This is a genomic window from Amycolatopsis sp. NPDC021455, from assembly GCF_040640995.1.
In the GTDB taxonomy this organism is placed as follows: domain Bacteria; phylum Actinomycetota; class Actinomycetes; order Mycobacteriales; family Pseudonocardiaceae; genus Amycolatopsis.
Genome location: NZ_JBFACT010000002.1, coordinates 245,796 through 271,596, shown reverse-complemented (window position 1 = coordinate 271,596; position 25,801 = coordinate 245,796). Strand labels below are relative to the sequence as shown.

Below are 25,801 nucleotides of genomic sequence, written 5' to 3'. Positions count from 1 at the left end.
ATTTCGCTTGCGACGGGTTCCGGGCTGCCGGACGATGGGCGGCCGTTGCCGGGACCTGCGCGAATGGGTGGTTCGTGTTCGATGTGATCATTGCCGGGTGCGGGCCGACCGGCGCGTTGCTGGCCGCCGAACTACGGCTGCACGACGTGCGGGTGCTCGTCCTGGAGCGGGAAACCGAGCCCGGTTCGTTCGTCCGCGTGGTGAGCCTGCACATGCGCAGTCTCGAGCTGATGGCGATGCGCGGGCTGCTGGATCGCCTGCTCGCCCACGGAAGGCGGCGGCCGGTCGGCGGGATCTTCGCCGCCATCCCCAAGCCCGCGCCCGAGAACCTCGACTCCGAGCACGCGTACCTGCTGGGCATCCCGCAGCCGGTCGTCAACCGCCTCCTCGAAGAGCACGCGACCGAACTGGGCGCGGAGGTCCGGCGAGGGTGTGCGATGGCCGGGTTCGAGCAGGACGACGAAGGGGTGACCGTCGAGCTGGCCGGCGGCGAGCGGCTGCGGTCGCGGTATTTCGTCGGCTGTGACGGCGCGCGCAGCACGGTGCGCAAACTGCTCGGCGTCGGATTCCCCGGAGAGCCGTCGCGGAACGAGACGTTGATGGGCGAGCTGAAAGCCACCGCGCCGCCGGCGGAAATCGCCGCCAAGGTGGCCGAAATCCGCGAGACGCAACCGCAATTCTGGCTCAGGCCCTTCGGTGAAGACGGCTACAGCGTCGTGGTCCCCGCCGCGGAAGTCAGCGATCGCACGGAACCGCCGACCCTCGAAGATTTCCGGCAGCAGCTGCGTGCGATCGCCGGAACCGATTTCGGCGTGCATTCCCCGCGCTGGCTGTCCCGTTTCGGCGATGCCACGCGGCTGGCGGAGCAGTACCGCGTCGGGCGGGTGCTGCTGGCCGGCGATGCCGCGCACATCCACCCGCCCGCCGGCGGCCAGGGCCTGAACCTCGGCGTCCAGGACGCGGTCAACCTCGGCTGGAAGCTGGCCGCCCAGGTCCGCGGCCGGGCGCCGGAGACCTTGCTGGACACCTACCACGCCGAACGCCATCCGGTCGCCGAAGCCGTCCTCGACAACACCCGCGCCCAGGTGGAGCTGTCGTCTTCCGGCCCCCTGCGCAGGCTGTTCACCGAACTGATGGACTTCGACGAGGTCAACCGGTACCTGATCGGGCAGATCACCGCGATCGACATCCGCTACGACTTCGGCGCGGGCCCCGACCTGCTCGGCCGGCGCCTGCGCGACGTCGACCTGGCGGAGGGCCGCCTCTACGACCGGCTGCACCGGGGCCGCGGCCTGGTCCTCGACCGCACCGGACGGCTGACCGCCGGCGGCTGGGCCGACCGGGTCGACCTCGTCGCGGATCCCGCCGCGGCCCTGGACGTCCCGGCCCTCCTGCTCCGCCCCGACGGGTACGTCGCCTGGATCGGCGAGGACCAGCGGGACCTGGACGACCACCTCGCCCGCTGGTTCGGCCGCCGCGAATTGACGTGATCCACTTCACTGTGCAATTCGGTAACACCGGACGTTCGGCCTCGATGGATCACCCGATGGGGGATTCCGGCCCGTAGTCCGCGAGGAGCCACGGCGATTTCGTCGCCGGTGGCACGGATTGGGTCGAATGGAGCAATCAGGGGAGGAAAAGGGGCCGGTCGGCTGCGCGCTTTCGCGCGCCGGTGTGCCCGGGCATCGGAAACCCCCAGTTCGTCCGAAGACACGTCACTGAGGGAGTTCCGATGCCACGCTCACTCCGGAAGGCGGGTGCGGTCCTGGCCGCGCTGACGGCCGCCGGCCTGCTGACCGCCCCCACGGCCGACGCCATCACCGGCGGCACCCCCGTGGCCGACGGCACCTACGCCTTCACCGCCCAGATCAGCGGCGCCCACGGCTGCACCGGCGCGCTGGTCGCCCCGCAGTGGGTCCTCACCGCGGCCGCGTGCTTCGGCCCCGCGCCGCTGCCCGCCGGTCCGCCCGCGACGCCCTACACGGCGACCGTCGGCCGCGCCGACCTGACCGGCACCGCCGGGCACACCGTCAAGATCACCACCCTGGTGCCCGCCGCCGACCGCGACGCGGTGCTGGCCAAGCTGGCCCTGCCGATCGTCGACATCGACCCCGTCCCGCTGGCCACCCGCGCCCCGGCGGCCGGGGACGTCCTCAGGCTCGGCGGCTACGGCCGCACCGCCGACAAGTGGGTGCCGGACCGGCTGAGCACGGCGATGTTCACGGTGAGCGACGTCGACGGCACGGCGCTGGCCGTCACCGCGGTCACCGGGGACGCCACCACCTGCATGGGCGACGCCGGCGGCCCGGCGCTGCGCGAGAACGGGACGCAGGTCGAACTGGCCGCGATCAACGCCCGGTCGTGGCAGCACGGCTGCTACGCCTCGACCGAGACGCGCCAGGGCACGACCGAAACCCGCGTCGACGACCTCGGCGCGTGGGTCAGCCAGGTGACCGCCCCGGTCGCCGCGGCGATCGTCGGCAAGGCCACCGGGCAGTGCCTCGACCAGGACTGGTCGAACGGCCAGGAACACCCCACCGTCAACGCGTGGCAGTGCTGGAACCCGGCCTCGGGCAACCAGCAGTGGACGGCCACCTGGACCGCCCGCGACACCGTCCAGATCGTGAACTCCCTCTCGGGCAAGTGCCTCGACCAGGACTACACCGGCGGCCAGCCGCACCCGACCGTCAACGCGTGGCAGTGCTGGACCCCGCTCACGGGCAACCAGCAGTGGGTCGTCCAGCCGCATTACGAGGACGGCACCGTGACGCTGGTCAACAAGCTCAGCGGGCAGTGCCTCGACCAGGACTACACGGACGGCCGGCCGCACCCCGCGATCAACGCGTGGCAGTGCTGGACGCCGAGCACGGCCAACCAGCGCTGGATCCTCAACTGACCCGTGCTGCCGTGAAAGGAAGAGAACGGGCGGTCGCGCTGTTGGCCCGGGCATGACCTTGGGGATCACCTTCTCCGGCGGCCCGACCGCCCTTCTCGAGCTGGGCGGCGTCCGGCTGCTCACCGACCCGACCTTCGACCCGCCCGGCGACCACCCGATCGGCGAGCGGGTCCTGGTCAAGACCGAGGACTCGGTGCTCACCGAGTCCTCGGCCGGCGTGGTCGACGCCGTCCTGCTGTCCCACGACCAGCACCCCGACAACCTCGACGACCGCGGCCGCGCGTACCTCGCGACGGTGCCGCTGACGCTGGTCACGCCCAGCGGGGCGGCCCGGCTCGGCGGCACCGCGCGTGGCCTCGAGCCGTGGGAGGAGACGCAGGTCGGGCCGCTGACCGTCACCGCCGTCCCGGCCCTGCACGGGCCCGAGGGCGCCGAACGGCTCATCGGCGAGGTCACCGGGTTCGTGCTGGCCGGCGACGGCCTGCCGACGGTGTACGTCAGCGGCGACAACGCGTCGGTCGACCTGGTGCGGGAGATCGCGGCCCGGTTCCACGTGGACATCGCCGTGCTCTTCGCCGGCGCGGCCCGCACCCCCCTCTTCGACGGCGCTCCCCTGACGCTGACCAGCGCGAACGCCGTCGAAGCGGCGAAGGTGCTCGGCGCGGCGAAGGTCGTCCCGCTGCACTTCCGCGGCTGGGGGCACTTCAGCGAAGGCCCGGACGTCCTGCGGACCGCGTTCGAGACGGCCGGCCTGACCGACCGGCTCATGCTGCTCGAACCCGGGGAGCGCGCGGAGGTCTGACGCGCGGCCGTGAGAGGCTGGCGGCATGGCCAAACCGACCCCGCTGCAGTTCCGGAACATCCTCGTCGCCCTCCTGGCGGCGGCGGGCTTCGTCTGGAGCATCGTGGCCGGCCTGCCGTGGTGGGTGAGCGCGATCGTCGGCTGCGCGTGCGTCCTGTCGCTGGCCTCGGCCTACCTCAACCGCCCCGACGCGAACTAGCGCGTCTCGCGTCGCAAGCTGTTCGGCGTTCGGGCCGATGCGCCCCAATGTGGCGTTCGGTGCATCCAGCGCAACCAACGCCACATTGGGGCGCATCCCCGGGCCGCCGTCGACGAACCTCGGACGCGGCACTAACGCGTCTTCGCGAACCGTGCCTTGAGGTTCGCGCGGCCCGCTTCGGTGAGCCGGCCGAACAGCCGCAGCCTCGCCAGCCCGCCGTCCGGGTAGATGTCGAGGCGGGCCTCCGTCACCTCCGGGCCGTCCTTCAGCGCGAAGCGGTGACGCGTGTCCGGCTGCAGGCGCGTCTTGGGCAGCAGGGGCACCCACTCGCCGTAGGTGTCGCGGCCGCTGACCGACGCCCAGCCGGGCGCGTTGCCCTTGAGGTTGCTCGTGTCCAGCTCGGCGAAGCGGACGATGCCCGCGCCGGCCAGGCGGAGGGTCACCCAGTCGTTGCCGTCGTCGCGGCGGCGGGCCGTCTCCCAGCCTTCGGCCTGGTGGGCGGCCAGGCCGGGCGAGAGGATGTTGTTCGGCGAGGAGTAGAACCGGTTGCTGCACCCGGTGACGAGCGCGCCGTTCTCCAGCGCCGCCAGGTCGAGCGCGTCGAGGTCGAGCAGGTCCGGGTCGGGGATCGGGGCGCCGTGCACGCGCAGGCGGGCGACGCCGCCGTCCGGGTGCTGGGTCAGCCGGACGTGCGTGTACCGCCGCGAGCCGTTGACCGTGTAGAAGTTCTCCGTGTGGCCGGCCGCCGGGGCGCGGTCGACGAGGACGTCCCAATCGGCCGTCTGGAGTTCGGCCGCGCTCGGGTAGCCCGGGACCGACGCCGCCTCGACCGAGACGAACGGCGGGTAGTTCCCCTTGAAGAACGCCGTGTCGACGATGACGCCGGTGACCGTGCCGGCCAGCCCGAGCCGCAGGATCGCCTGGTCGTCGCCCGGTTCGCGGTGGCGGCGGGTCTCCCAGCCGTCGTAGACCTGCCCCTTGGGCCCGAACGTCTCGGCGCGGTGCGCCGGCATCCAGGGGTTGACGAGGTTCTCCTTCTCGGCGAACAGCTCGTCGGTCGCCCACATCACCGTGCCGCCGAAGCGGCGGGACGCGAGATCGGGCAGTTCTGTCCACTCGGGACGGTCGGACACGGCGGCCTCCATCTCAGCATTCTCCCCGGGCCAGCAACGCACCGCGGGGCTCGTCGCCGGTGATTTCGGTGCCCCGCAACCAGGTCGAGCGCACGACGCCGGCGAGCGGCCGCCGGTCGTAGGCGCTGACCGGGTTGCGGTGCTTCAGTTTCGCGACGTCGACCACGAACGCCTCGTCCGGCGCGAACACGCAGAAGTCGGCGTCGTAGCCCACCGCCAAGTGGCCCTTGCGCCGCATCCCGGCCTGCGCGGCCGGGCGCTCGGCCATCCAGCGGACGACGTCGGTGAGCGCGAACCCGCGCTGCCGCGCCTGCGTCCAGATCGCCGGCAACCCCAGCTGGAGGCTCGAAATTCCGCCCCACGCCTCGCCGAAGTCGCCGCTGTCGAAGCGTTTCAGCTCCGGCGTGCACGGCGAGTGGTCGCTGACGATCGTGTCGATGACACCGTCGGCGAGCCCCTGCCACAGCCGCTCGCGGTTGGCCGCCTCGCGGATCGGCGGGCAGCACTTGAACTGGGTCGCGCCGTCGCGGATCTCTTCGGCGACGAAGCTGAGGTAGTGCGGGCAGGTCTCCGCCGTCAAGGCCACGCCTTCCTCGCGCGCGGAAGCGATCAGCGGCAGGGCGTCCGAAGAGGACAGGTGCAGGATGTGCGCGCGGGCGCCGTTCCGGCGGGCCGCGTCGATGACGTGCGAGATCGCGAGGTTCTCGGCCTGACGCGGCCGAGAGCGCAGAAAGTCGACATAGCGACCGCCGTGGGGTTCGGGGGCTTGGTCGATCTCGTGCGCGTCCTCGGCGTGGACGATCATCAGCGCGTCGAAGGAACTCAGCTCCCGCAACGCTTCGTCCAGCCCCGCCGGGTCCAGCGGCGGGAACTCGTCGACGCCGGAGTGCAGCAGGAAGCACTTGAAGCCGAACACCCCGGCGTCGTGCAGGCCGCGCAGGTCCCCCGCGTTGCCCGGGATCGCGCCGCCCCAGAAGCCGACGTCGACGTGCACCCGGCCGGCCGCCGCCTTGCGCTTGACCTCCAGGGCCGCGACGTCGACGGTCGGCGGCAGGCTGTTCAGCGGCATGTCCACGATCGTGGTCACCCCGCCCGCCGCGGCCGCGCGGGTCGCCGTCTCGAAGCCCTCCCACTCGGCGCGGCCGGGATCGTTGACGTGGACGTGCGTGTCGACGAGCCCGGGCAGCAGCACGACGTCGTCGCCGAGGTCGAGGACGCGGTCCCCGGCCAGCCGGGCCCCGCCGGGTTCGACCGCGACGATCCGGCCGCCGTCGACGCCGACGGTCGCCGGGCCCTCACCTTCGGCCGTCACGGCCCGGGCGGCGCGCACCACAAGATCCATCCGAAACCCTTCGTCAGGAGGATTGACACCGCCGATTTCACAGACCGGAAAGACGGTTTCGCACAACGACAGTAACCACGGCGCGCGCCGCTCGTCAACGACGGACGCGGCGCGTTACGGTCATCTTCGTGAGGCTTGAGGCGGAGTTCACCAGCGAACCGTTCCACGGCGAGGGTTCGCCGCCCGAACACGCCGTCGCCGCGCGCGATGCCGCCACGGAAGCCGGGCTGGACACCGATTTCGGACCACTCGGGACACTGGCCCGCGGCGAGGCGAAGGAGTTGCTCGAAGCTCTCCCGGCGATCGCGAAAGCCGCCCTGGAGGGCGGCGCCACGCGGGTCACGCTGCAGCTGCGCCGGGCCGACGAGCCGGGGAGCGCGCCCGTCGTCGAGCTGAACGACGCGCTGGCCCGGCTCATCGCCGACGTCGAGCGGGAACTGGGCGCCAAGCTGGGCGAGCTCGACCGCGCGGGCAAGCAGCGGGCAGTGCGGCTGCTGCGTGAGCGCGGCGCCTTCGGCCTGCGGAAATCGGTGTCGTCGGTGGCCGACGCACTGGGCGTCACGCGGTTCACCGTCTACAACTACCTCAACCGGGAAGCCGACTGACCAGCGCTTTCAACAAAATGTTGACGGAACTCCGGCGTCGACGTACGGTCAGCCCGTGCTGCTCACCGAGTTCAACACCACCGACGTCCGTCCGCTGCTGACGGAATGCCTCGCCGTGCCCCGGTGGGTCGACGCCGTGCTGGCCGGACGCCCGTACGCCGACGTCGACGCGGTGAAAGCCGCCGCGGACCTGCCGCTGACCAGCGACGAGATCCGGCAGGCGATGGCCGCGCACCCGCGGATCGGCGAGAAGCCGGCGAGCGGCTGGGCGCGCTCCGAACAGTCCGGTGTGGACAACGCGGACGCGTTCGCCGCGGCGAACGCCGAGTACGAAGCCAAGTTCGGCCACGTCTACCTGGTCTGCGCGAGCGGCCGCAGCGGCGACGAACTGCTGAAGATCCTGCGTGAGCGGCTGGACAACGACCCGGCGACCGAGCTGGCCGTCGCGGGACGAGAGCTGCTGAAGATCGCCGAACTCCGACTCGCGAAAGCGGTGACCGCGTGAGCCTCGTGACCACCCACGTCCTCGACACGGCGGCCGGACGCCCCGCGTCCGGGATCGCGGTCCGCTTCGAGACCGCCGACGGGAAGCCGATCGCCGACGGCCGCACCGACGACGACGGCCGCATCCGCGACCTCGGCCCCGAGACCCTGTCCCCCGGCGTCTACCGGCTGATCTTCGACACCGGCGCGTACCTGGGCCCGGACGCGTTCTTCCCGGAGGTCGCGCTGACTTTCCGCATCTCCGACGGCACCGCGCACCACCACGTGCCGCTCCTGCTCAGCCCGTTCGCCTATTCGACCTACCGAGGGAGCTGACCGTGGCCATCACCTTGGGCCCCAACCAGTACGGCAAGGCGGAGGTCCGCCTGGTGACGGTGCGCCGCGACGGCCCGGTGCACCACCTGAAGGACCTGACGGTGTCGACGTCCCTGCGCGGCGAGCTGGCCGCGACGCACCTGACCGGCGACAACGCCGGCGTGCTGGCGACGGACACGCAGAAGAACACCGTGTACGCCTTCGCCAAGGAAGCGCCGGTCGGCGAGATCGAGGACTTCGGCCTGCGCCTGGCCCGCCACTTCGTCGGCACGCAGGAGAACATCACCGGCGCGCGGATCAAGATCGACGAGCACGGCTGGGAGCGCATCGCCGTCGGCGGCGAGCCGCACGACCACGCGTTCAGCCGGTCCGGCGACGAGCGCCGCACGACGGCGGTGACGCTCCAGGACGGCCGCGCGTGGGTCGTGTCCGGCATCGACGGGCTGACGCTGCTCAAGTCGACGGGCTCGGAGTTCCACGGCTTCCCGCGCGACAAGTACACGACGCTCGCCGAGACGGCCGACCGGATCCTGGCCACGGCGGTGACGGCGCGGTGGCGCTACCAGGGCGAGGACATCGACTGGGCGGCTTCGCACGCCGAGATCCGGTGGCTGATGCTGGAGACGTTCGCGACGAAGCACAGCCTTTCGCTGCAGCAGACGCTGTACGCGATGGGCGCGGCGGTCCTGGAGGCCCGGCCCGAGGTCGCCGAAGTCCGGCTTTCGCTGCCCAACAAGCACCACTTCCTGGTGGACCTGAGTCCGTTCGGGCTGAAGAACGAGAACGAGGTGTTCTACGCGGCGGACCGGCCGTACGGGCTGATCGAGGGCACCATCCTGCGCGACGACGCCGAGGACCCGGGCCCGGCCTGGGACCTCCACTGAGGCACTTTCACGTGAAAGTGCCCTCTCCCCGAGCTTTCACGTGAAAGCTCGGTTGATAGAACGCTCTATTATGGGCGGGTGGCAGGGACCAAGGAACGCATCATGGCCGCCGGCGCCGAGCTGTTCCGGCGCAACGGGTACGCCGGCACCGGGCTGAAGCAGATCGTCAGCGAGGCCAACGCGCCCTTCGGGTCGCTGTACCACTTCTTCCCCGGTGGCAAGGAACAGCTCGGCGAGGAGGTCATCCGCACCTCCGGCCTCGCCTACATCCAGCTGTTCGACCTCTTCATCGCCCCGGCGGCGGACCTCATCAGCGGCATCGAGGCCTTCTTCGCCGCCGGGATCGCCACCCTCGAGGCGACCGACTACGTCGAAGGCTGCCCGATCGCGACCGTGGCCCTGGAGGTCGCCGCGACCAACGAGCCGTTGCGGAAAGCCACCGCCGACGTCTTCACGGCGTGGATCGACGCCGGCACCGAGAAGTTCGCGCGCTTCGGCCTCGAAACGGCGGCCGCCCGGACGCTGACCATCACCGCCGTCAACAACCTCGAGGGCGCCTTCGTGCTCTGCCGTTCGCTGCGGGACACCGAAGCCATGGCCGTCGCCGGGGCCGCGACCGTCGACGTCGCACGTCGGCTCCTCAACGAGAACGCACAACTTTAGTCGGTAATCCAACACGAATACTCAAGATGGCGCTTGACCGCGCAGCAAGCCACACCCGATGCTGCGCATTGGTCTAGTCCTCCTGCCTCACACCGCCGTCCGGTTGGAGCCGCCATGCGCCGAATCCTCGCCACCGCAGCAGCCGCCGTCGCCGCCATCGGAATCGTCAGCCCACCCGCCGAAGCCCTTGAGAACGGGCTCGCCCGGACCCCGCCGATGGGCTGGAACACCTGGAACACCTTCGAGTGCGACATCAACGAGACGCTCGTCAAGCAGACCACCGACCTCATGGTCAGCTCCGGGATGCGCGACCGCGGCTACACCTACGTCAACCTCGACGACTGCTGGATGACGCACAGCCGGGACGCCGCGGGCAACCTCGTCGCCGATCCGGCGAAGTTCCCCAGCGGTCTCAAGGCCCTCGGCGACTACATCCACGCGCGCGGGATGAAGTTCGGGATCTACGAAAGCGCCGGCACCGAGACCTGCCAGCACTACCCGGGCAGCCTCGGCCACGAGCAGGCCGACGCGAACGTCTTCGCGAGCTGGGGCGTCGACTACCTCAAGTACGACAACTGCGGCAGCCCCGCCGGCGAGACCCAGCAGGACTACGTCCGCCGCTACTCCGCGATGCGGGACGCGCTCAAGGCCACCGGCCGCGCGATCGCCTACAGCATCTGCGAGTGGGGGAACTTCAGCCCGTCGACCTGGGCGCCCGACGTCGGCAACCTCTGGCGGACCACCGGGGACATCACCAACAACTGGGGCAGCATCGACTCGATCTACCACCAGAACGCCGGGCTCGCGTCCGCCGCGAAGCCCGGCGCCTGGAACGACCCCGACATGCTCGAAGTCGGCGACGGCATGGATTTCCAGGAGGACCGCGCGCACTTCACGCTGTGGGCCGCGATGGCCGCGCCGCTCATCGCGGGCGCCGACCTGCGCTCCGCGAGCGTCGCCACCTTCTCGACCTACCTCAACGGCGACGTCATCGCCGTCGACCAGGACCCGCTCGGCAGGCAGGCCACGCGGATCTCGTCGTCCGGCGGCCTCGACGTCCTCGCGAAACCACTCCAGAACGGCGACGTCGCCGTGGTGCTGTTCAACGAGAACGGCAGCACGAAGACCGTCTCGACGACGGCGGCCGCGGCCGGGCTGCCCGCCGCGTCGAGCTACCGGCTGACCAACCTCTGGTCGAAGGAGCTCACCACCAGCACCGGGACGATCAGCGCGAACGTGCCGTCGCACAGCACCGTGATCTACCGCGTGACGCCGGGGTCCGGCAGCAGCATCGGCACGGCGCACCCGCTCCAGGGCGCGTCTTCGTCGCGCTGCGTCGACATCAACGGCAGCGCCCCCACGCCCGGTCCCCAGGTCGACATCTGGGACTGCGACGGCGGCTCGAACCAGTCCTGGACGTTCACCAGCGCCGGTGAGCTCCGGGCCAACGGTCTCTGCCTCGACGCCAGTGGCGGCACCAGCGCGTCCGGGACCAAGCTGATCGCCTGGACCTGTCACGGCGGCGCGAACCAGAAGTTCAAGCTCGAGGCCGACGGCTCGATCACCCAAGCCGGCCTGTGCGTCGACGTCACCGGCGGCGACAAGCCCGCCGGCAACGTCAACGGCGTCCAGCTCGAACTCTGGGGCTGCAACGACGACGCCAACCAGAACTGGCAGCTCAAGTAGCTCAGGTGCCGGTGAGGTGCTCCGGCCGGACCGGGACGCGGGTGAGCGCGAGCCCGGTCGCGGCGCGGATCGCGGCCACGATCGCCGGGGTCGACGAGATCGTCGGCGGCTCGCCGACCCCGCGCAGGCCGTACGGCGCGTGCGGGTCCGGGCGTTCGAGGACGTCGATGGTCATCGGCGGCATGTCGAGGACCGTCGGGATCAGGTAGTCGGTGAAGGAGGGGTTCCGGATCTTCCCGCCGGAGGTCTGGATCTCCTCCATCACCGCGAGCCCGAGACCCTGTGCCGAGCCGCCCTGGATCTGGCCCAGCACGGCCTGGGGGTTCAGCGCCTTGCCGACGTCCTGGGCGCAGTCCAACGCGACGACCTTCACCAGGCCCAGTTCGGTGTCGACGTCCACGACCGCCCGGTGCGCGGCGAACGCGTACTGCACGTGCGCGTTGCCCTGGCCCGTCTCGGGATCCACCGGGACCGTCGGCCGGTGCCGCCACTCGACGGTCTCGTCGTAGACGTCGTCGCCGAGGACGTCCACCAGGTCGGCGAGCACCTGCCCGTCGGCCGCGACGAGCTTGCCGCCGACGACCCGCACCCGCTGGTCGAACCGGGCCAGCAGCCGGGCCCGGACCGCCGCGCACGCGGCCTGCACGGCACCGCCGGTGACGTAGGTCTGGCGTGACGCCGACGTCGAGCCGCCGTTGCCGATCGAGGTGTCCATCGGCAGGATCGTCACCTGCTCGACGCCCAGCTCGGTGCGCACGATCTGCTGCATGATCGTCACCAGGCCCTGGCCGACCTCGCAGGCCGCGGTGTGCACGGTCGCGGCCGGCTCGCCGCCGACCAGCTGCAGCCGCACCCGCGCGGTCGAGTAGTCGTCGAAGCCTTCGGAGAAGCAGACGTTCTTGATCCCGACGGCGTACCCGACGCCGCGGACGACGCCTTCGCCGTGGGTCGTGTTGGACACGCCACCCGGCATGTGCCGTAGGTCGAACGGCCGTTCCGGAGGCATCGGCATGTCCCGCACGCGGGTCAGGAGCTCCGCGACCGGCGCTTCCGCGTCGACGACCTGGCCGGTCGGCATCAGGTCGCCCTCGCTCATCGCGTTGCGGACGCGGATGTCGACAGGATCCAGTCCACAGGCGACCGCCAGTTTGTCCATCTGCGACTCGTAGCCGAAGGCCGCTTGCACCGCGCCGAAGCCACGCATCGCCCCACACGGCGGGTTGTTTGTATACACACCCCAGCAGTCCACCGAAATACTGTCGACTGCATACGGTCCGACGCCCAGGGTCGCGGCATTCGCCACCACTGCGCCGGTCGAAGACGCGTACGCGCCTCCGTCGAGGTAGAGCCGCGTACGCACGTAGACGAGACGGCCGTCCCGGGTGGCGCCGTGCTCGTAGTACATCTTCGCCGGATGGCGGTGCACGTGGCCGTAGAAGGACTCTTCGCGGTTGTAGACCATCTTCACCGGCTTGCCGGTGTGCAACGCGAGGAGGCACGCGTGCACCTGCATCGACAGGTCTTCGCGGCCGCCGAAGGCCCCGCCGACGCCGCCGAGCGTAAGCCGCACCTTCTCGACCGGCAGCCCCAGAGCGGCGACGATCTGCTGCTGGTCGACGTGCAGCCACTGCGTCGCGACGTACAGGTCGACGCCGCCTTCGGTGTCCGGCACGGCGAGCCCGGACTCCGGACCCAGGAAGGCCTGGTCCTGCATACCGACCTCGTAGACACCGGAGACGACGACGTCGGCGGTGACGTCCTGCGGGCCGCGGCGGATCTTCACATGCCGGACGACGTTGCCGCCTTCGTGCAGCGAAGGTCCTTCGCCCGCTACGGCCGCTTCAGAGTCAGTCACAGGCGAAAGCTCTTCGTAGGAAACGACGATCCGCTTCATCGCGCGGCGCGCGGTCTCCGGGTGATCGGCGGCGACCAGCGCCACCGGCTCCCCCTGGTACTGGACGACGTCGGAGGCGAGCACCGGCTGGTCGGCGTGCTCGAGGCCGTAGCGGTTGACGCCGGGGACGTCCTCGTGCGTCAGCACCGCGTAGACACCGGGCACCGCCAGGGCTTCCGCGATGTCGATCCCGGTGATCCGCGCGTACGGGTGCGGGCTGCGCAGGGTCGCGCCCCACAGCATGTCCTCGTGCCACAGGTCCGAGGAGTAGGCGAACTCGCCGCGCACCTTCACCGTGCCGTCGGGGCGCCGCGGCGAAGTGCCGACGCCGTTCGTGGTCTGCGTCGTGACGGAAGTGGTCATCTGCCCTCCCTCAGCCGGGCGCTCGCGGCGGCCAGCTCGCGGGCGATCGCGGACTCGTCGGCTTCGCGCAGGGTGCCGTCCTCGACGACGGCCTTGCCGCCGACGAACAGGCGCCGCAGCGGCGGCGTGGTGCCGAGGACCAGTGCCGCGACCGGGTCGGTGATGCCCGCGTAGTTCAGCCCGGTCAGGTCCCAGACGGCGAGGTCGGCGAGCTTCCCGGGTTCCAGGGAGCCCAGGTCGTCCGCGCGGCCGAGGCAGCGGGCACCACCCATCGTGCCCATCCACAGCGCTTCGCGGGTGGTCAGGCCGCGGGGGCCGCCGCGCTGACGGGCCTGCAGCAACGCCTGGTGCAGCTCCTCCCCCAGGCCGCCGGACTCGTTGGACGCGGCGCCGTCGGCACCCAGGCCGACCGGGACCCCGGCGTCGAGGAGGTCGCGGACCGGGGCGATGCCGGCGCCGATGCGGCCGTTGGACGTCGGGCAGTGCGCCGACCCGGTGCCGGTGGCGCCGAAGCGGCGGATCGCCTCGGGCGCGAGGTGGATCGTGTGGGCGAGCCAGACGTCGTCGGCGAGCCAGCCGAGCTTGTCGGCGTACTCGGCGGGCGTGCAGCCGACCTCGGCGAGGCACTGCCGCTCCTCGTCGTCGGTCTCCGCGAGGTGGGTGTGCAGGCGGACGCCTTTTCGCCGCGCCAGCTCGGCCGCCCCGGACATCAGCCGTTCGGTGACCGAGAACGGCGAGCACGGGCCCGCGGCGATCTGCAGGTGCGCGTCCGCGGAGTCGTCGTGGAAGCGGTCGATCGCCGCTTCGGTGCCGATCAGCGCGTCCTCGGTCGTCTCGACGAGGTTGTCCGGCGGCAGGCCGCCGTCGGACTCGCCGCGGTCCATCGACCCGCGCACGACGTGCAGCCGGACGCCGATCCGCTGGCGGGCCGCGGCCAGCGCCGCGACCTGGTCGCCGCCGTCGCGCGGGAAGACGTAGTGGTGGTCGGCGACCGTGGTGCAGCCGGTCAGGGCCAGCCGGGCCATCCCGGCGGTGCCGGCGGCGTGCGTGATCTCGTCGTCGAGGCGGCCCCAGACCGGGTAGAGCGCCACCAGCCACTCGAAGAGCGTGTGGTCGGCGGCCATGCCGCGGGTGGCCCACTGGTAGAGGTGGTGGTGGGTGTTGATCAGGCCGGGCGTGATCAAGCAGCCTTCGGCTTCGACGCGCTCGTCGAACTCGCCGGTGTAGACCCCTTCGCCGACTTCGGCGATCCGGTCGTTCTCGACGACGACGTGCCCGCTCGCGTACTCCTCGCCGCTGACCGTGGCGATCGCGGCGTTGGCGATGAGCGTCCTCATGCGACACCACCCTTCGCAGCCGCACGCACGGCGTCGAGGATCTTCTCGTACCCGGTGCACCGGCAGAGGTTGCCGGCCAAAGCTTCGCGGATCTCTTCGTCGCTCGGATCGGGGACGCGATTCAGCAGGTCGTGCGCGGCGACGACCAGTCCCGGCGTGCAGAAGCCGCACTGCACCGCGCCCGCGTCCACAAAGGACTGCTGGACGGGATCCAGGGTGTCGCCGTCGGCCAGTCCCTCGACCGTGCGCACCACGCGGCCCTCGGCCTGCCCGGCCGCGACCAGGCAGGCGCACACCGGGACGTCGTCGAGGTAGACCGTGCAGGACCCGCATTCGCCCTGCTCACAGGCGTTCTTCGAGCCGGGCAGGCCGAGCCGCTCGCGCAGGACGTAGAGCAGGCTTTCGCCTTCCCAGACGTCGTCCGCCTGCCGCGGTTCGCCGTTGATCGTGACATTCAGGCGCATGCCCGCTCCCCCGTTCGGTGTTCGTCCCAAGCCCAGGTCAACGTCCGCCGCGCGAGTACCCCCAGCGCGTGCTTCCGATACGCGGCACTGCCGCGGACGTCGTCGATCGGCGACGCGGCTTCGCCCACCAGGTCGCCGAAGCGGCGTTTCAGCGAGTCCGGCAGCGGCTCGGCCGACGTCCACGGCAGCTCGGCGGCCAGGAAGTCCTCGGCTTCACGGGCGCGGCGCGGGGTCGGGGCGGCGGAGCCGATCGCCGCGCCGACCTCGCCCTGCCGGAGCGACAGGGCGAACGAACAGACCGCGATGACCATCGCGTTGCGCGTCCCGACCTTGGCGAACTGCTGCGGCCCGGCGTGCGCGGGCAGGTGGACGGCGGTGATCAGCTCGTCCGGGGCGAGCGCGTGGCGTTTCACGCCGACGTAGAACTCCTCCGCGCGGAGGAGGCGGGTCCCCCGGACGGAGGCGGCCTCGATCCGCGCGTCCAGGGCGAGCAGCACCGGGTGGGTGTCGCCGGCGGGCGAGGCGGCGCCGAGGTTGCCGCCGACCGTGCCGCGGTTGCGGATCTGCGGCGACCCGACCGTGCGGGACGCCATGGCCAGCGCGGGGAGGGATTCACCCAGTTCAGTGATGACCCGGCTGTACGGGACGCCGGCGCCGAGCCGGACCGTGCCGTCCGATGTGGACCACTCCGCCAGCTCGGGGACCGTGGTCAGGTCCAGCAGGGCGGCGGGGCGCCGGTGGTCGAAGTTCAGCTCGACCATGACGTCGGTGCCGCCGGCGATCGGCACCGCGTCCGGCCGCTCGGCCTTGAAGGCCAGGGCCTCGGCGAGCGTCGCGGGACGCAGGAACTCCACTGGTTGCTCCTTCGTGGGGGCGATAGACCAGTAGACGACGGATCACGGCCGGGCGGCAACGGCGCCACGCATGAAACGCACCGGAGCGGAACGGGAGACGTTTGTGCTTTCCTACAAGCCTGATGACGACCGTGAAAACTCTCCTGGGCCTCCCCGGTCTGCGGCTGCGCCCGCGGGCCGGGGCCGAGCTGCTCGACCGGCCCGTGACGCGCATCTACGTCACGGAGCTGCCCGACCCCGGACGGTACCTGTCGGCCGGCGAGCTGGTGCTTTCCGGCCTGCTCTGGTGGCGCGAACCGGGCGACGCCGAGCCGTTCGTGGCCGCGCTGGCCCGCTCGGGCGCGGCGGCGCTGGCCGCGTCCGGCGCCGACTCGGGCGGCATCCCGGACGACGTCGTCTCCGCCTGCGCGCGGCATCGCATCCCACTGCTGGAAGTGCCCGCCGACCTGTCGTTCTCGGTGATCACCGAGCAGGTGGTGCTGGCGCTGGCGGCCGCGTCCGACAGCGCGCGCAAACGTTTGCAGGCCGCTGCGGAGGCACCGATCGAGACGCTGCTGGAGCGAGCTTCGGCGGAGCTGGGGCTGCCGTGCTGGGTACTGTCGGCGTTCGGCCGGGTCGTCGCCGGGACCTCCCCGCTGCCGATGCCCGCCGAGGACGTCGTCCGCCGGTACGCGGCGCGCGAGGCCGGGCCGCTGACGGTGGTCCCGGCCGAAGGACGGCACGCGGTGCCGTGGCTGGTCGCCGTGGGCGGGCCGTTGAGCACCGCGCAGACCGAGCTGGCCGAGGAGCTCGCCGGGCTCGTCGGGGTCACGCGAGCGCGGGCACCCCGTCCCGAGGCTTCGCTGCCCGACTCCGCGCGCGTCGTCGCGTTGCGGACCGAAGGCAGCGACGAGAGCCGGGACGTCCTGCAGGAACTGCTGCTCGACGGAGTGCTCCTGGAGACCGCGGGGGACACCTCGTACGCGGCGACCTCGCTGGTGCCCTCGGCGGCCGAACTATCCACTGTGGAACTCTTGCTTCGGGCGACGCGGATCCTGTGCGGTGTCAGCGATCCCGGATCGCGCGCAGAGGCGCGGGACTCCGCGAAGTATGCGCTGGAAGTGGCGGCCCGGCGCCGCGCCACGATGGTTTCGGCAGGCGAAGTCGCCGCGCAGGAGCTGCTGCTCGCCGGAGCGCCGGACGGGCTGCGCGCCGCACTGCGCCGCCGGGTGCTGGGTCCCCTGCTGGACTACGACGCCGAGCAGCACACGGACCTGGTGCACACGGTCCGGGTGTTCCTGGAGTGCTCGGGATCGCCGACCCGGGCGGCGAAGGCGTTGCACGTCCACGTCAACACCTTGCGCTACCGCATCGGCCGGGCCGGCGAGCTGCTGGGGGTGGACCTGACCGAGTTCACCGACCAGCTCGACGTCTACCTCGCGTTGCGCGCGGAGGACTAGAATTGCTCGAGTCGAGGGAGGCGGCCGATGTCGGATGATGTGCCGCGGTCCCCGTTCAGAAGACTCGAGTCGTCTCAGTACCACGTGACGTCCTCGGATCTGCGGGAACGTTTCTGGTTTTCCGACGGTGCCTGGTTGGACCAAGCCATGACACCGGCGGTCGTGGGATTCGCCTGGACTCACTGGCTGGCCGACCGGGGCGTCCTGCTCGACGGCACGGATCTCGACTACGAATTCGCGTATTCCCTGTTCGAAGCGGGACGACACCTCGCAAGGATCCCCGAAGGATCAGGGACCTATCTGTGGACCTGCGGAGCGATACTCAAGCAGCGCCAGGTGGTGGAGGACTGCTTTTACTGCCCGGCACCGGAGACGTTCCGGCTCGCCTTGCTGGAGCAGGGCCCGATCGTGCTCGGCTTGAACTGGTACGGCGGATTGGATACCCCCGAGGAGATCGAGGGCCGGGCCGTCTGCCGCATCGGCGATTCCAGCGTCCGGGGCGGCCACGCGGTCCTCGTGAACGGCATCGCCCTGGACCTCGAGCTGGGTGGCACCCGCGGGTTCGTCCGGTTCAAGAACAGCTGGGGCCGGGGGTGGGGTGACCGCGGGCATGCCTTACTCAGCTTGGAGGACCTTGACCGGCTTCTCTCCGAAGACGGCGAGGCGATGCTGGCCATTCCGGCACCCGGTTTGGTGGACGACAGCGCCCCGCGCATCGACGTCGAGAACTGGGCCGGGCGGGACTGGCAACAGCCCGACCCCGTCGTCGGACACTATCGCCAGGAGTCGATCTCCAGCGACATCTGGACCATTCAGGACCGCCTCGGTAACGCTGCGCACGCCGAGGCCATCGCCCGGGGCATCCGGCACCGCGGCACCAGCCCGCCCCTGACCATCGGCATCAAGGCGCAGTGGGGCGCGGGCAAGACGTCACTGATGCGGATGATCCGCGACCTGCTCGAACGACCTTCCGGCGACTCGGCGAGTCCGCCGGCCGAGCTCCGCGAGATCCACCTGAGCGACGCGTCGGTGGCGAAGCTGACCAGCGGGGCACAGCTGTCCGAGATCACCAACGGCAAGCTGCTGAAGTTGCTGCGAAAGCGGGAGGAGCCAGAAGAGAAGCAGAATCTCAAGGCCCATCCGGACCGGCCGGACGACCAATGGCGGCCGACGGTCTGGTTCAACCCATGGACGTACCAGACCGGTCAGCAGGTCTGGGCCGGTCTCGCGCACGAGATCATCAGCCAGACGACCGCACGGATGAAACCGGTCGAACGCGAGCACTTCTGGCTCCGGCTGAACCGGCGGCGGATCGACGAGCAGGCCGTCCGGCGGCGGGTCTACGCGCTGGTCGCCGGCCGGGTGGTGCCGTTCGCGATCGGGGCGATCTTCCTCCTGGTCGCCGGACTCGCACTGCTCGCGGCCGGGCTCCGCGTCAGCGGGATCTCGCTGACGGTCGGCAGCCCAGTCGTCTTGGCCGGGCTGCTCTCCGGGCAGGCGTGGGCGGTGCTGCGCAGCCGGCCTTGCGGGCCCCTCGCCTCGCTGACCGGCCCGGCCGCTGGGCTCCGGAAAACCGCCGAGGGGGAGCTCAAGGACTTCTACAGCACGCTCGTGCGCGCTCCCGACTACGCGAAGGACGCGGGCTACTTCGCCGCGCTCCAGCGGGACCTGCGGGAGGTGCTCGCGCTGGTCGCCACCGAGAATCGCCCGATCGTGGTATTCATCGACGACCTCGACCGGTGCAGCCCCGGCACGGTTGTGCAGGTCATCGAGGCGATCAACACGTTCCTCTCGGGCGAGTTCGGCAACGCGATCTTCGTCGTCGCGATGGAACCGCGAATGGTCGCCGCCCATGTCGAAACGGCGTACAAGGACCTCATCGCCAGAGTGCGGGAGACGGCCTGGCACTCCGACGAAGGACTCGACCTCGGTTGGAAGTTCCTGGACAAGTTCATCCAGCTGCCGCTGACCCTGCCCGTGATGGTGCCGGACCAGTCGTCGTCGCTGCTCCGGTCGCTCTTCCCGATACCCGAAGACGCCACTGACCGCGCCCCGGAGCCCGGGCCGGCCGAGCCGGCGATCCGGCCACCGACGACGCTGGACGAGGCCGTGCAGCTGGCCGACGCCGTACCGGCCGGGTCGGGTGAGGCGACAAAGGAGGCGGTGCGTGCCGCCGTCGACCGCCAGCTTTCGGTCGACACGCCGGGAATCCAGGCCGTCATCGACTACAGCGCGCGGATCCTCGCGCCCAACCCCCGTGAGCTCAAGCGGTTCGCCAATGTGTTCCGGTTCTTCGTCATGATCACGACCGAGCGGCGACTGCTCGGCTTGCCGGCACCCGGCTCGCTGGACGCGCTGGCCAAGCTGGCGGTGCTCGCGGTGCGGTGGCCCGCCCTGGTGCCGGTGCTCGCCAGTCCGGCCCGCGGCGGAACTGTGCTTGAGCTCCTGGAGGACCCGTCACCCGGTGCGAAGGGGCTCCGCAGCGTTCTCGTCGCCGCCGGGCTGACGACTGGCACGATCGAGCAGCTGACCTCGCCGACCTTCCGGAACTTCCTCCGCACCCCGCCGAAGATCGGCCAGGACCTGCACGGCTACCTCTGACCGCGTTGCGCGCCGGCGACCAGGCTGAATGTTCGTTGGCGTGGACCCGAGATCGCTTCGGCCCGGCAGGTGGCGAACAACGCCCGCGTGCTGGCTGTCGGGCGGCTGCAGGGGACGGCGAACCGGCTCGAGTACCTACTCGGCTGGCGAAGCGCCGGGCGCGGACGTGGGCGGCGATCGCCCCGGCGTAGAACAGGACCAGGCCGATCGCCGCGGCCACGCCGGCGCCCGGAACAACGAGCAGGTCGAGGAGCAGACCGGCCGTGCCGAGAAGCTTCAGCGTGCCCAGCGGGGGCAGCAGGCACGGCGGCACGCCGATGGCGGCCGAAGTGGCGAGGACGAACCGGGCCTTCAGCAGGTCGGCGCAGCCGATGCCCGTGTTGAGCACGATCGTGACGAGAACGGCTGCGGTGTTCATGCCTTCCCGCCGGGGCCGCCGTCCGGAAGCTGACCGGTCAGGCGGCGACCGGCGTCACCCCGTCCAGGGTCTCGCGCACCTTGTCCCGGTCCAGCTGGCCTTCGGACTTCGCCACCACGAACGTCGCGACGCAGTTGCCGAGCAGGTTGACGAACACCCGCATCGAGTCCATCAGGCGGTCCGCGCCCAGCAGCAGGGCCACGCCCGCCACCGGGAACGCGCCGATCGCCGCCGCCGTCGCCGAGAGCGCGAGGAAGCTCGATCCCGGGACGCCCGCCATGCCCTTCGACGTCAGCATCAGGATCAGCACCGCGAGCAGCTGCTGGCCGAGCGACATCTCCACGCCGAACGCCTGCGCCAGGAACACCGTGCAGATCGAGAGGTAGATCGTCGCGCCGTCGAGGTTGAACGAGTAGCCGGTCGGGACGACCAGGCCGGTCGCCGCGCGGGAGCAGCCCGCGTCCGTCAGCTTGCCCATGATCCGCGGCATCACCGACTCCGTCGACGCCGTGCCCAGCGCCAGCAGGAACTCCTCCCGGGCGTAGCGCAGGAACTTCCACACCGAAACCCCGGCGTAGAAGCGGGAAATCGCGGCGAGGACCAGCGTGAAGAGCACGGCCGCGCCGTAGCAGGCGGCGATCAGCTTCGCGTAGGTGCCCAAAGTGGACAGACCGTACTGGCCGATGATGAACGCCATCGCGCCGAACGCGCCCAGCGGCGCGACCCGCATGATCCAGCCCATCACCTTGAAGATGATCTTCTGCACCTGGTCGACGAAGTCGAGCACCAGCGGCGCCCGCTCCCGCCCGATCGCGGCCAGCGCCACGCCGAAGAACACCGCGAACACGAGCACCTGCAGCAGCTGGTTCTGCGCGAACGCGTTCACCACGCTGTCCGGGATCGTGTGCAGCAGGAAGTCGCCGACCGACGGCAGCTGCCCGCCTTTCGTCTGGCTCGCCACGGCCTTCGGGTCGAGGGTCGCCGGGTTGATGTCCAGCCCGGCGCCGGGGCGGAAGACGTTCGCCACGACCAGGCCGAACAGCAGCGCGAACGTCGTGACGACCTCGAAGTAGACGATCGCCTTGAGCCCGATTCGTCCGACCGCTTTGATGTCGCCGACGGCCGCGATCCCGGTCACCACGACACAGAAGATCAGCGGCGCGATGATCATCTTGATCAGCCGGATGAACCCGTCGCCGACCGGCTTGAGCTGGGCACCGAAGGCCGGCCAGAAGTGCCCGACCAGCACGCCCGCGACCACTGCGACGAGCAGTTGCCCGAACATCGACGTCCACCAGCGCTTCTTGTTCTCCGCCATGGCGGGGACCCTAAGCGTCGGATGTTCCGGCGGTGTTAACGCTCTCAGTGACGTACCCGACGACGGGAAACGTCACTGCGGCAGACTGGGTGAGTGGGCAAGCGGAAGCAGGTTCCCGTCGGCCCGCCGCCGACGACGGCCGAGGAGTTCGGCGAGGCGCTGCTCGCCGCCGCACCGGGCGACGCCGACCGGCTGGCGCCGGGTTTCGCCCTGCCGGCCGAACTCGCCTCCGCGGCGGATCTGGCCGGCCGGCAGCTGATCGGCCGGGCCTGCCGGGGCGGCTGGCTGCCCGAGGACCTCCACCAGGCGGCCCGGCGCCGCCTGGACGAGTTCGCCGGCTCGTACCTGCTCGACGCGCTCGCCGCTTACGCCGGGCAGTTCACCGCCGTGCACCCGGACTGGCAGGCCCAGCTCGACGCAGTGAGTGCGGGACGCTGGTGGACGGAGACCGAACCCCACCTGCCGCAGTGGGCGGCGAAGCACATCCTCACGCCGTCCGAAGCCGTGGCAGCGGTGATCGAAGCCTTCGGCCTGCTGAAGACGCTGCCGCCGGTGACCGTCGTCCTGCCCGCGCCGGGGACGCCGCTGGAGCGTCCGGTGAGTCACCACGCCGTCGACGACAAGAAGCTGAGCCGGGTCCGCGCATTGCTGGCGAAGGCCGAGTCAACCTCGTTCCCGGAGGAGGCCGAGGCCCTCTCGGCGAAGGCGCAGGAGCTCATGACCCGCCACGCCCTCGACCGCGTGCTGGTGGAGGCCGAGGCCGCGCCCGACCGGCCCGCGGCCCGCCGGATCTGGCTCGACACGCCGTACACCGACGCCAAGTCGCTGCTGGTCCACGTGGTCGCGAAGGCCAACCGCTGCCGCGCGGTCTTCGATCCGCGCTGGGACTTCGTCACCGTCGTCGGCGACGAGGACGACCTGGACTCCGTCGAGCTGCTGACGACGTCCCTGCTCGTCCAGGCGACGCGGGCGATGATCGCCGATCCGGCCGGCCGGTCCCGGGATTTCCGCAAGTCGTTCCTCGTCTCCTACGCCACCCGGATCGGCGAGCGGCTCGAGAAGGCGGCGGCAGCGACGATCGCCCAGGAGCCGGATCTGCTTCCGGTGCTGGCTTCGCACGAGAAGCAGGTGGCGGCGACGTTCACGGAGCTGTTTCCCGAAGTGGTGAACAAGTCGGTGACCGTGCGCAGCCACGAAGGCTGGGGCGCGGGCCGCGAAGCCGCCGACCGCGCCCGCCTCGGCGAGTGACCCTCAGGCGAGCCGCAGCGCGTACTTCTCCAGCTCCGGCCGCCCGAACGACAGCTCGCTCTCGTCCAGTGCGCCACAGTCGAGGCCACGCAGCAGGTAGACCGCCAGCGCCTGAGCCGTCGCCGGTTCGTCCAGCACTCCTCCGGCCGTCTTCTCCGCGTACGCGCGCAGCCGGTCCACCGCCGCCGGGAATCCCTCGCGGTAGAACGTGTACGTCGCCGCGAAGCGGGTCGGCAGCTGGTGCGGGTGGAGGTCCCAGCCCTGGTAGAAGCCGCGCTCCAGCGACCTTCGCACCAATCGCAGGTGCTCCGCCCACGCCGAGGGCAGCGCGTCGCCGATCGGGAGCCGGTTGGTCGAGCCGTCCGAGAGCCGGACGCCCGTACCCGCCGCCGCGACCTGCATCAGGCCCTTGGCCAGGTCCGCCGCCGGGTGCTCCATGCTCTGGTACGCCGCCGCGATGCCCAGGCCCGCGCTGTAGTCGTACGTGCCGTAGTGCAGTCCCGAACAGCGGCCGGAGGCGGCTTGCACGATCCGCGCCACCGACAGCGTTCCGTCCATGTCCACAATGGACTGCGAGGTTTCGATCTGCACCTCGAAGCGCAGCGCGTTCGCGGGCAGTTCGTACGCGGATTCCAGGCGCGCCAGGACTTCCGCGGCCACCGAGACTTGCTCGACCGCTGTCACCTTCGGCAGCGTGACGACGAATCCGGGCAGCAACGGCCCGTTCTCCAGCAGGGATCCCAGGAACAGGTCCAGGGTGCGGATCCCCCGCCGGCGCGTCGCCGCCTCGAAGCTCTTGAAGCGGATGCCGCAGAACGGTGTCCCGCCGGTGGTGGCCAGGGTCTGCCCGGCCGCCAGCGCGGCGGCGTCCTCGACGTCGTCCGGCACGCGGCCGTAGCCGTCCTCGAAGTCGATCCGCAGGTCCTCGATCGGCTCGGTGAGCAGCTTCGCCCGGACCCGTTCGTAGACGTCCGCGCCGGCGCCGAGCAGGTCGCCGTGCTCGATGAAGACCCGCATCGCCTGCTTGCCCCAGTCGGCGACCAGGCGCGTCTTGTACCGCGACGCCGGGACGTACACCGTGTGCACCGGCTGCCGTCCCGGGCGTTCCCCGGGGTACGACGCCGCGACGCGCGCGTCGGCCTCGGCCAGGCGCGCGTCGGCGGCGTCGTAGACGTCCTCGGGTAGCCGCACTACTTGATCTTCTCGTACGCGGGCAGCGTCAGGAAGTCGGGGAACTCGTCGGCCAGCGCGACCTGCTCGAACAGCTCCACCGCGGGCTCCAGCAGCTCCGGCTTGAGCTCGGCCGCCAGCTCGCCGCGGACGTCGGCCAGCACGCCGCGCACCAGCTCCGCCGTCACGACGTCACCACTGTCCAAAGTGGTCCCGTTCTTCACCCACTGCCAGACCTGCGAGCGCGAGATCTCGGCGGTGGCGGCGTCCTCCATCAGGTTGTGGATCGCCGCCGCGCCGTTGCCGCCCAGCCAGGACGCGATGTACCGGACGCCGACGTCGACCGCGGCACGCAGGCCGGCCGCCGTCGCGCCACCCGGCGTCGAGGCGACGTCGAGCAGCTGGTCGGCGGTGACGCTCACCTCGTCACGGGTGCGCTCGAGCTGGTTCGGCTTGTCGCCGAGGACCTTGTCGAACTCCTCCTTGCAGAGCTCGACCATGCCCGGGTGCGCGACCCAGGAGCCGTCGAAGCCGTCGCCGGCCTCGCGCGACTTGTCCGCGTGCACCTTCTCGAAGGCGCCCTTGTTGACCTCGGGGTCCTTGCTCGGGATGAACGCGGCCATGCCGCCGATCGCGAACGCGCCGCGCTTGTGGCACGTGCGCACCAGCAGCTCGGTGTAGGCGCGCATGAACGGCGCGGTCATGGTGACGGAGTTGCGGTCCGGCAGCACGAACTTCTCGCCCGCGTCGCGGAAGTACTTGATGACGCTGAACAGGTAGTCCCAGCGGCCCGCGTTGAGGCCCGAGGCGTGCTCGCGCAGCTCGTAGAGGATCTCCTCCATCTCGAACGCGGCCGGGATGGTCTCGATCAGCACGGTGGCGCGGACGGTGCCGTGCTCGATGCCGAGGGTCTTCTCGGCGTGGGTGAAGACGTCGTTCCAGAGCCGCGCTTCGAGGTGGCTCTCCATCTTCGGCAGGTAGTAGTAGGGGCCCTTGCCGCGCTTGAGCAGCTCGGCCGCGTTGTGGAAGAAGTGCAGGCCGAAGTCGACGAGCGCGCCGACGCCCTCGCGGCCGCCGAAGGTCAGGTGGGCTTCGGGCAGGTGCCAGCCGCGCGGGCGGACCACGATCGTGGCGTGCTCGACGTCGTCCTTCAGGGCGTAGCTCTTGCCGCCGGTTTCGAGGGTGATCGTCTCGCGGATGGCGTCGTACAGGTTGACCTGGCCGGACACCACGTTCGCCCAGTGCGGGGTGTTGGCGTCCTCGAGGTCGGCCAGCCACACCTTCGCGCCGGAGTTGAGCGCGTTGATGGTCATCTTGCGGTCGGTCGGCCCGGTGATCTCGACGCGGCGGTCCCGCAGCGCGGCGGGCGCGCCGGCGACCTGCCAGTCGCCTTCGCGGATCTCCTTGGTCTCCGGCAGGAAGTCGAGCCGGCCGGTGGTCCGGGCCTCTTCGCGGCGCTTGCTCCGTGCCTGGAGCAGCTCGTCGCGGCGGCCGGCGAAGGCGTCGTGCAGGCCGGCGAGGAAGGCGAGCGCCTCCGGCGTGAGGATCTCGTCGCCGCGCTCGACCGGGTCGCCCAGCACCTGGACTTCAGAAGACATGGGGAAACACCTCGAGGGTTCGGATCTTTGGATAACGGCCCTACGGTTTTCTACCAGCCGGACTATAG

General features: G+C 71.0%; 22 protein-coding genes and 1 pseudogene. 13 read left to right on the top strand and 10 right to left on the bottom strand.

What is annotated here, in order from left to right:
- The first annotated feature begins 74 nt into the window (after positions 1-74).
- From AB0G28_RS04270 to AB0G28_RS04255, 4 genes are all read left to right on the top strand, one after another.
- The gene (locus AB0G28_RS04270; RefSeq protein ID WP_361082811.1) at positions 75-1,490 is read left to right on the top strand and encodes an FAD-dependent monooxygenase; all 1,416 of its coding nucleotides are present in this window, start codon (positions 75-77) and stop codon (positions 1,488-1,490) included.
- Between the two features lie 242 nt (positions 1,491-1,732).
- Positions 1,733-2,896 (top strand): trypsin-like serine protease, encoded by a 1,164-nt coding sequence (locus AB0G28_RS04265; RefSeq protein ID WP_361082809.1) that lies wholly within the window; start codon positions 1,733-1,735, stop codon positions 2,894-2,896.
- A 52-nt stretch (positions 2,897-2,948) separates the two neighbouring features.
- A complete protein-coding gene (locus AB0G28_RS04260; RefSeq protein WP_361082807.1) occupies positions 2,949-3,698 on the top strand; it encodes an MBL fold metallo-hydrolase in 750 nt (249 codons plus the stop codon).
- A gap of 25 nt (positions 3,699-3,723) precedes the next feature.
- Entirely contained in the window at positions 3,724-3,897 is a 174-nt protein-coding gene (locus AB0G28_RS04255) for a hypothetical protein (RefSeq protein WP_361082805.1), read from the top strand.
- 131 nt (positions 3,898-4,028) lie between these two features.
- On the opposite strand, the gene alc is transcribed toward AB0G28_RS04255, so the two are convergent.
- Entirely contained in the window at positions 4,029-5,042 is a 1,014-nt protein-coding gene (alc, locus tag AB0G28_RS04250; protein WP_361082803.1) for an allantoicase, read from the bottom strand.
- A gap of 1 nt (position 5,043) precedes the next feature.
- Positions 5,044-6,372, bottom strand: coding sequence for an allantoinase AllB (gene allB, locus AB0G28_RS04245; RefSeq protein ID WP_361082801.1), 1,329 nt, complete (start codon positions 6,370-6,372; stop codon positions 5,044-5,046).
- A 128-nt stretch (positions 6,373-6,500) separates the two neighbouring features.
- On the opposite strand from allB, the gene AB0G28_RS04240 reads away from it, so the two are divergent.
- The 6 genes from AB0G28_RS04240 (at position 6,501) to AB0G28_RS04215 (ending at position 11,029) form a co-directional block, all read left to right on the top strand.
- Positions 6,501-6,977 (top strand): helix-turn-helix domain-containing protein, encoded by a 477-nt coding sequence (locus AB0G28_RS04240; RefSeq protein ID WP_361082800.1) that lies wholly within the window; start codon positions 6,501-6,503, stop codon positions 6,975-6,977.
- Between the two features lie 55 nt (positions 6,978-7,032).
- The gene (gene uraD / locus AB0G28_RS04235) at positions 7,033-7,482 is read left to right on the top strand and encodes a 2-oxo-4-hydroxy-4-carboxy-5-ureidoimidazoline decarboxylase (RefSeq protein ID WP_361082798.1); all 450 of its coding nucleotides are present in this window, start codon (positions 7,033-7,035) and stop codon (positions 7,480-7,482) included.
- Positions 7,479-7,796, top strand: a complete 318-nt coding sequence (uraH, locus tag AB0G28_RS04230; RefSeq protein WP_361082797.1) for a hydroxyisourate hydrolase — start codon at positions 7,479-7,481, stop codon at positions 7,794-7,796. The genes uraD and uraH overlap by 4 nt, the downstream gene beginning before the upstream one ends.
- A 2-nt stretch (positions 7,797-7,798) precedes the next feature.
- On the top strand, positions 7,799-8,680 hold the full coding sequence (gene pucL / locus AB0G28_RS04225; protein WP_361082795.1) for a factor-independent urate hydroxylase: 882 nt from the start codon (positions 7,799-7,801) through the stop codon (positions 8,678-8,680).
- A gap of 102 nt (positions 8,681-8,782) precedes the next feature.
- A complete protein-coding gene (locus AB0G28_RS04220) occupies positions 8,783-9,343 on the top strand; it encodes a TetR/AcrR family transcriptional regulator (RefSeq protein WP_361083141.1) in 561 nt (186 codons plus the stop codon).
- A gap of 114 nt (positions 9,344-9,457) precedes the next feature.
- Complete coding sequence (locus tag AB0G28_RS04215) at positions 9,458-11,029, top strand: ricin-type beta-trefoil lectin domain protein (RefSeq protein WP_361082794.1); 1,572 nt, start codon at positions 9,458-9,460, stop codon at positions 11,027-11,029.
- A gap of 1 nt (position 11,030) precedes the next feature.
- Here AB0G28_RS04215 and pucD read toward each other — a convergent pair whose 3' ends face one another.
- The 4 genes from pucD to AB0G28_RS04195 are packed head-to-tail and all read right to left on the bottom strand — an operon-like array spanning position 11,031 to position 15,941.
- Entirely contained in the window at positions 11,031-13,286 is a 2,256-nt protein-coding gene (gene pucD, locus AB0G28_RS04210; RefSeq protein ID WP_361082792.1) for a xanthine dehydrogenase subunit D, read from the bottom strand.
- Positions 13,283-14,623, bottom strand: coding sequence for an 8-oxoguanine deaminase (locus AB0G28_RS04205; RefSeq protein WP_361082790.1), 1,341 nt, complete (start codon positions 14,621-14,623; stop codon positions 13,283-13,285). The genes pucD and AB0G28_RS04205 overlap by 4 nt, the downstream gene beginning before the upstream one ends.
- Entirely contained in the window at positions 14,620-15,087 is a 468-nt protein-coding gene (locus AB0G28_RS04200) for a (2Fe-2S)-binding protein (protein WP_361082788.1), read from the bottom strand. Before AB0G28_RS04200 ends, AB0G28_RS04205 begins: the two co-directional genes overlap by 4 nt.
- Positions 15,078-15,941, bottom strand: coding sequence for a xanthine dehydrogenase family protein subunit M (locus AB0G28_RS04195; protein ID WP_361082786.1), 864 nt, complete (start codon positions 15,939-15,941; stop codon positions 15,078-15,080). The genes AB0G28_RS04200 and AB0G28_RS04195 overlap by 10 nt, the downstream gene beginning before the upstream one ends.
- A 122-nt stretch (positions 15,942-16,063) precedes the next feature.
- On the opposite strand from AB0G28_RS04195, the gene AB0G28_RS04190 reads away from it, so the two are divergent.
- The gene (locus AB0G28_RS04190; protein ID WP_361082785.1) at positions 16,064-17,380 is read left to right on the top strand and encodes a PucR family transcriptional regulator ligand-binding domain-containing protein; all 1,317 of its coding nucleotides are present in this window, start codon (positions 16,064-16,066) and stop codon (positions 17,378-17,380) included.
- Between the two features lie 147 nt (positions 17,381-17,527).
- Positions 17,528-19,981, top strand: a complete 2,454-nt coding sequence (locus AB0G28_RS04185) for a P-loop NTPase fold protein (RefSeq protein ID WP_361082783.1) — start codon at positions 17,528-17,530, stop codon at positions 19,979-19,981.
- A 208-nt stretch (positions 19,982-20,189) separates the two neighbouring features.
- Here the strand turns inward: AB0G28_RS04185 and AB0G28_RS04180 are convergent.
- Both AB0G28_RS04180 and dctA read right to left on the bottom strand, forming a co-directional pair.
- Positions 20,190-20,399, bottom strand: a pseudogene (locus AB0G28_RS04180) (DoxX family protein); the annotation flags it as partial.
- 37 nt (positions 20,400-20,436) lie between these two features.
- The gene (gene dctA, locus AB0G28_RS04175; RefSeq protein ID WP_361082781.1) at positions 20,437-21,717 is read right to left on the bottom strand and encodes a C4-dicarboxylate transporter DctA; all 1,281 of its coding nucleotides are present in this window, start codon (positions 21,715-21,717) and stop codon (positions 20,437-20,439) included.
- Positions 21,718-21,810: 93 nt separating this feature from the next.
- On the opposite strand from dctA, the gene AB0G28_RS04170 reads away from it, so the two are divergent.
- The gene (locus AB0G28_RS04170) at positions 21,811-22,965 is read left to right on the top strand and encodes a DUF2786 domain-containing protein (protein ID WP_361082780.1); all 1,155 of its coding nucleotides are present in this window, start codon (positions 21,811-21,813) and stop codon (positions 22,963-22,965) included.
- Between the two features lie 3 nt (positions 22,966-22,968).
- Here the strand turns inward: AB0G28_RS04170 and AB0G28_RS04165 are convergent, their stop codons facing one another.
- Both AB0G28_RS04165 and aceB read right to left on the bottom strand, forming a co-directional pair.
- Complete coding sequence (locus tag AB0G28_RS04165) at positions 22,969-24,156, bottom strand: aldolase (RefSeq protein WP_361082778.1); 1,188 nt, start codon at positions 24,154-24,156, stop codon at positions 22,969-22,971.
- Positions 24,156-25,733, bottom strand: a complete 1,578-nt coding sequence (aceB, locus tag AB0G28_RS04160) for a malate synthase A (RefSeq protein WP_361082776.1) — start codon at positions 25,731-25,733, stop codon at positions 24,156-24,158. The genes AB0G28_RS04165 and aceB overlap by 1 nt, the downstream gene beginning before the upstream one ends.
- Positions 25,734-25,801 lie beyond the last annotated feature (68 nt).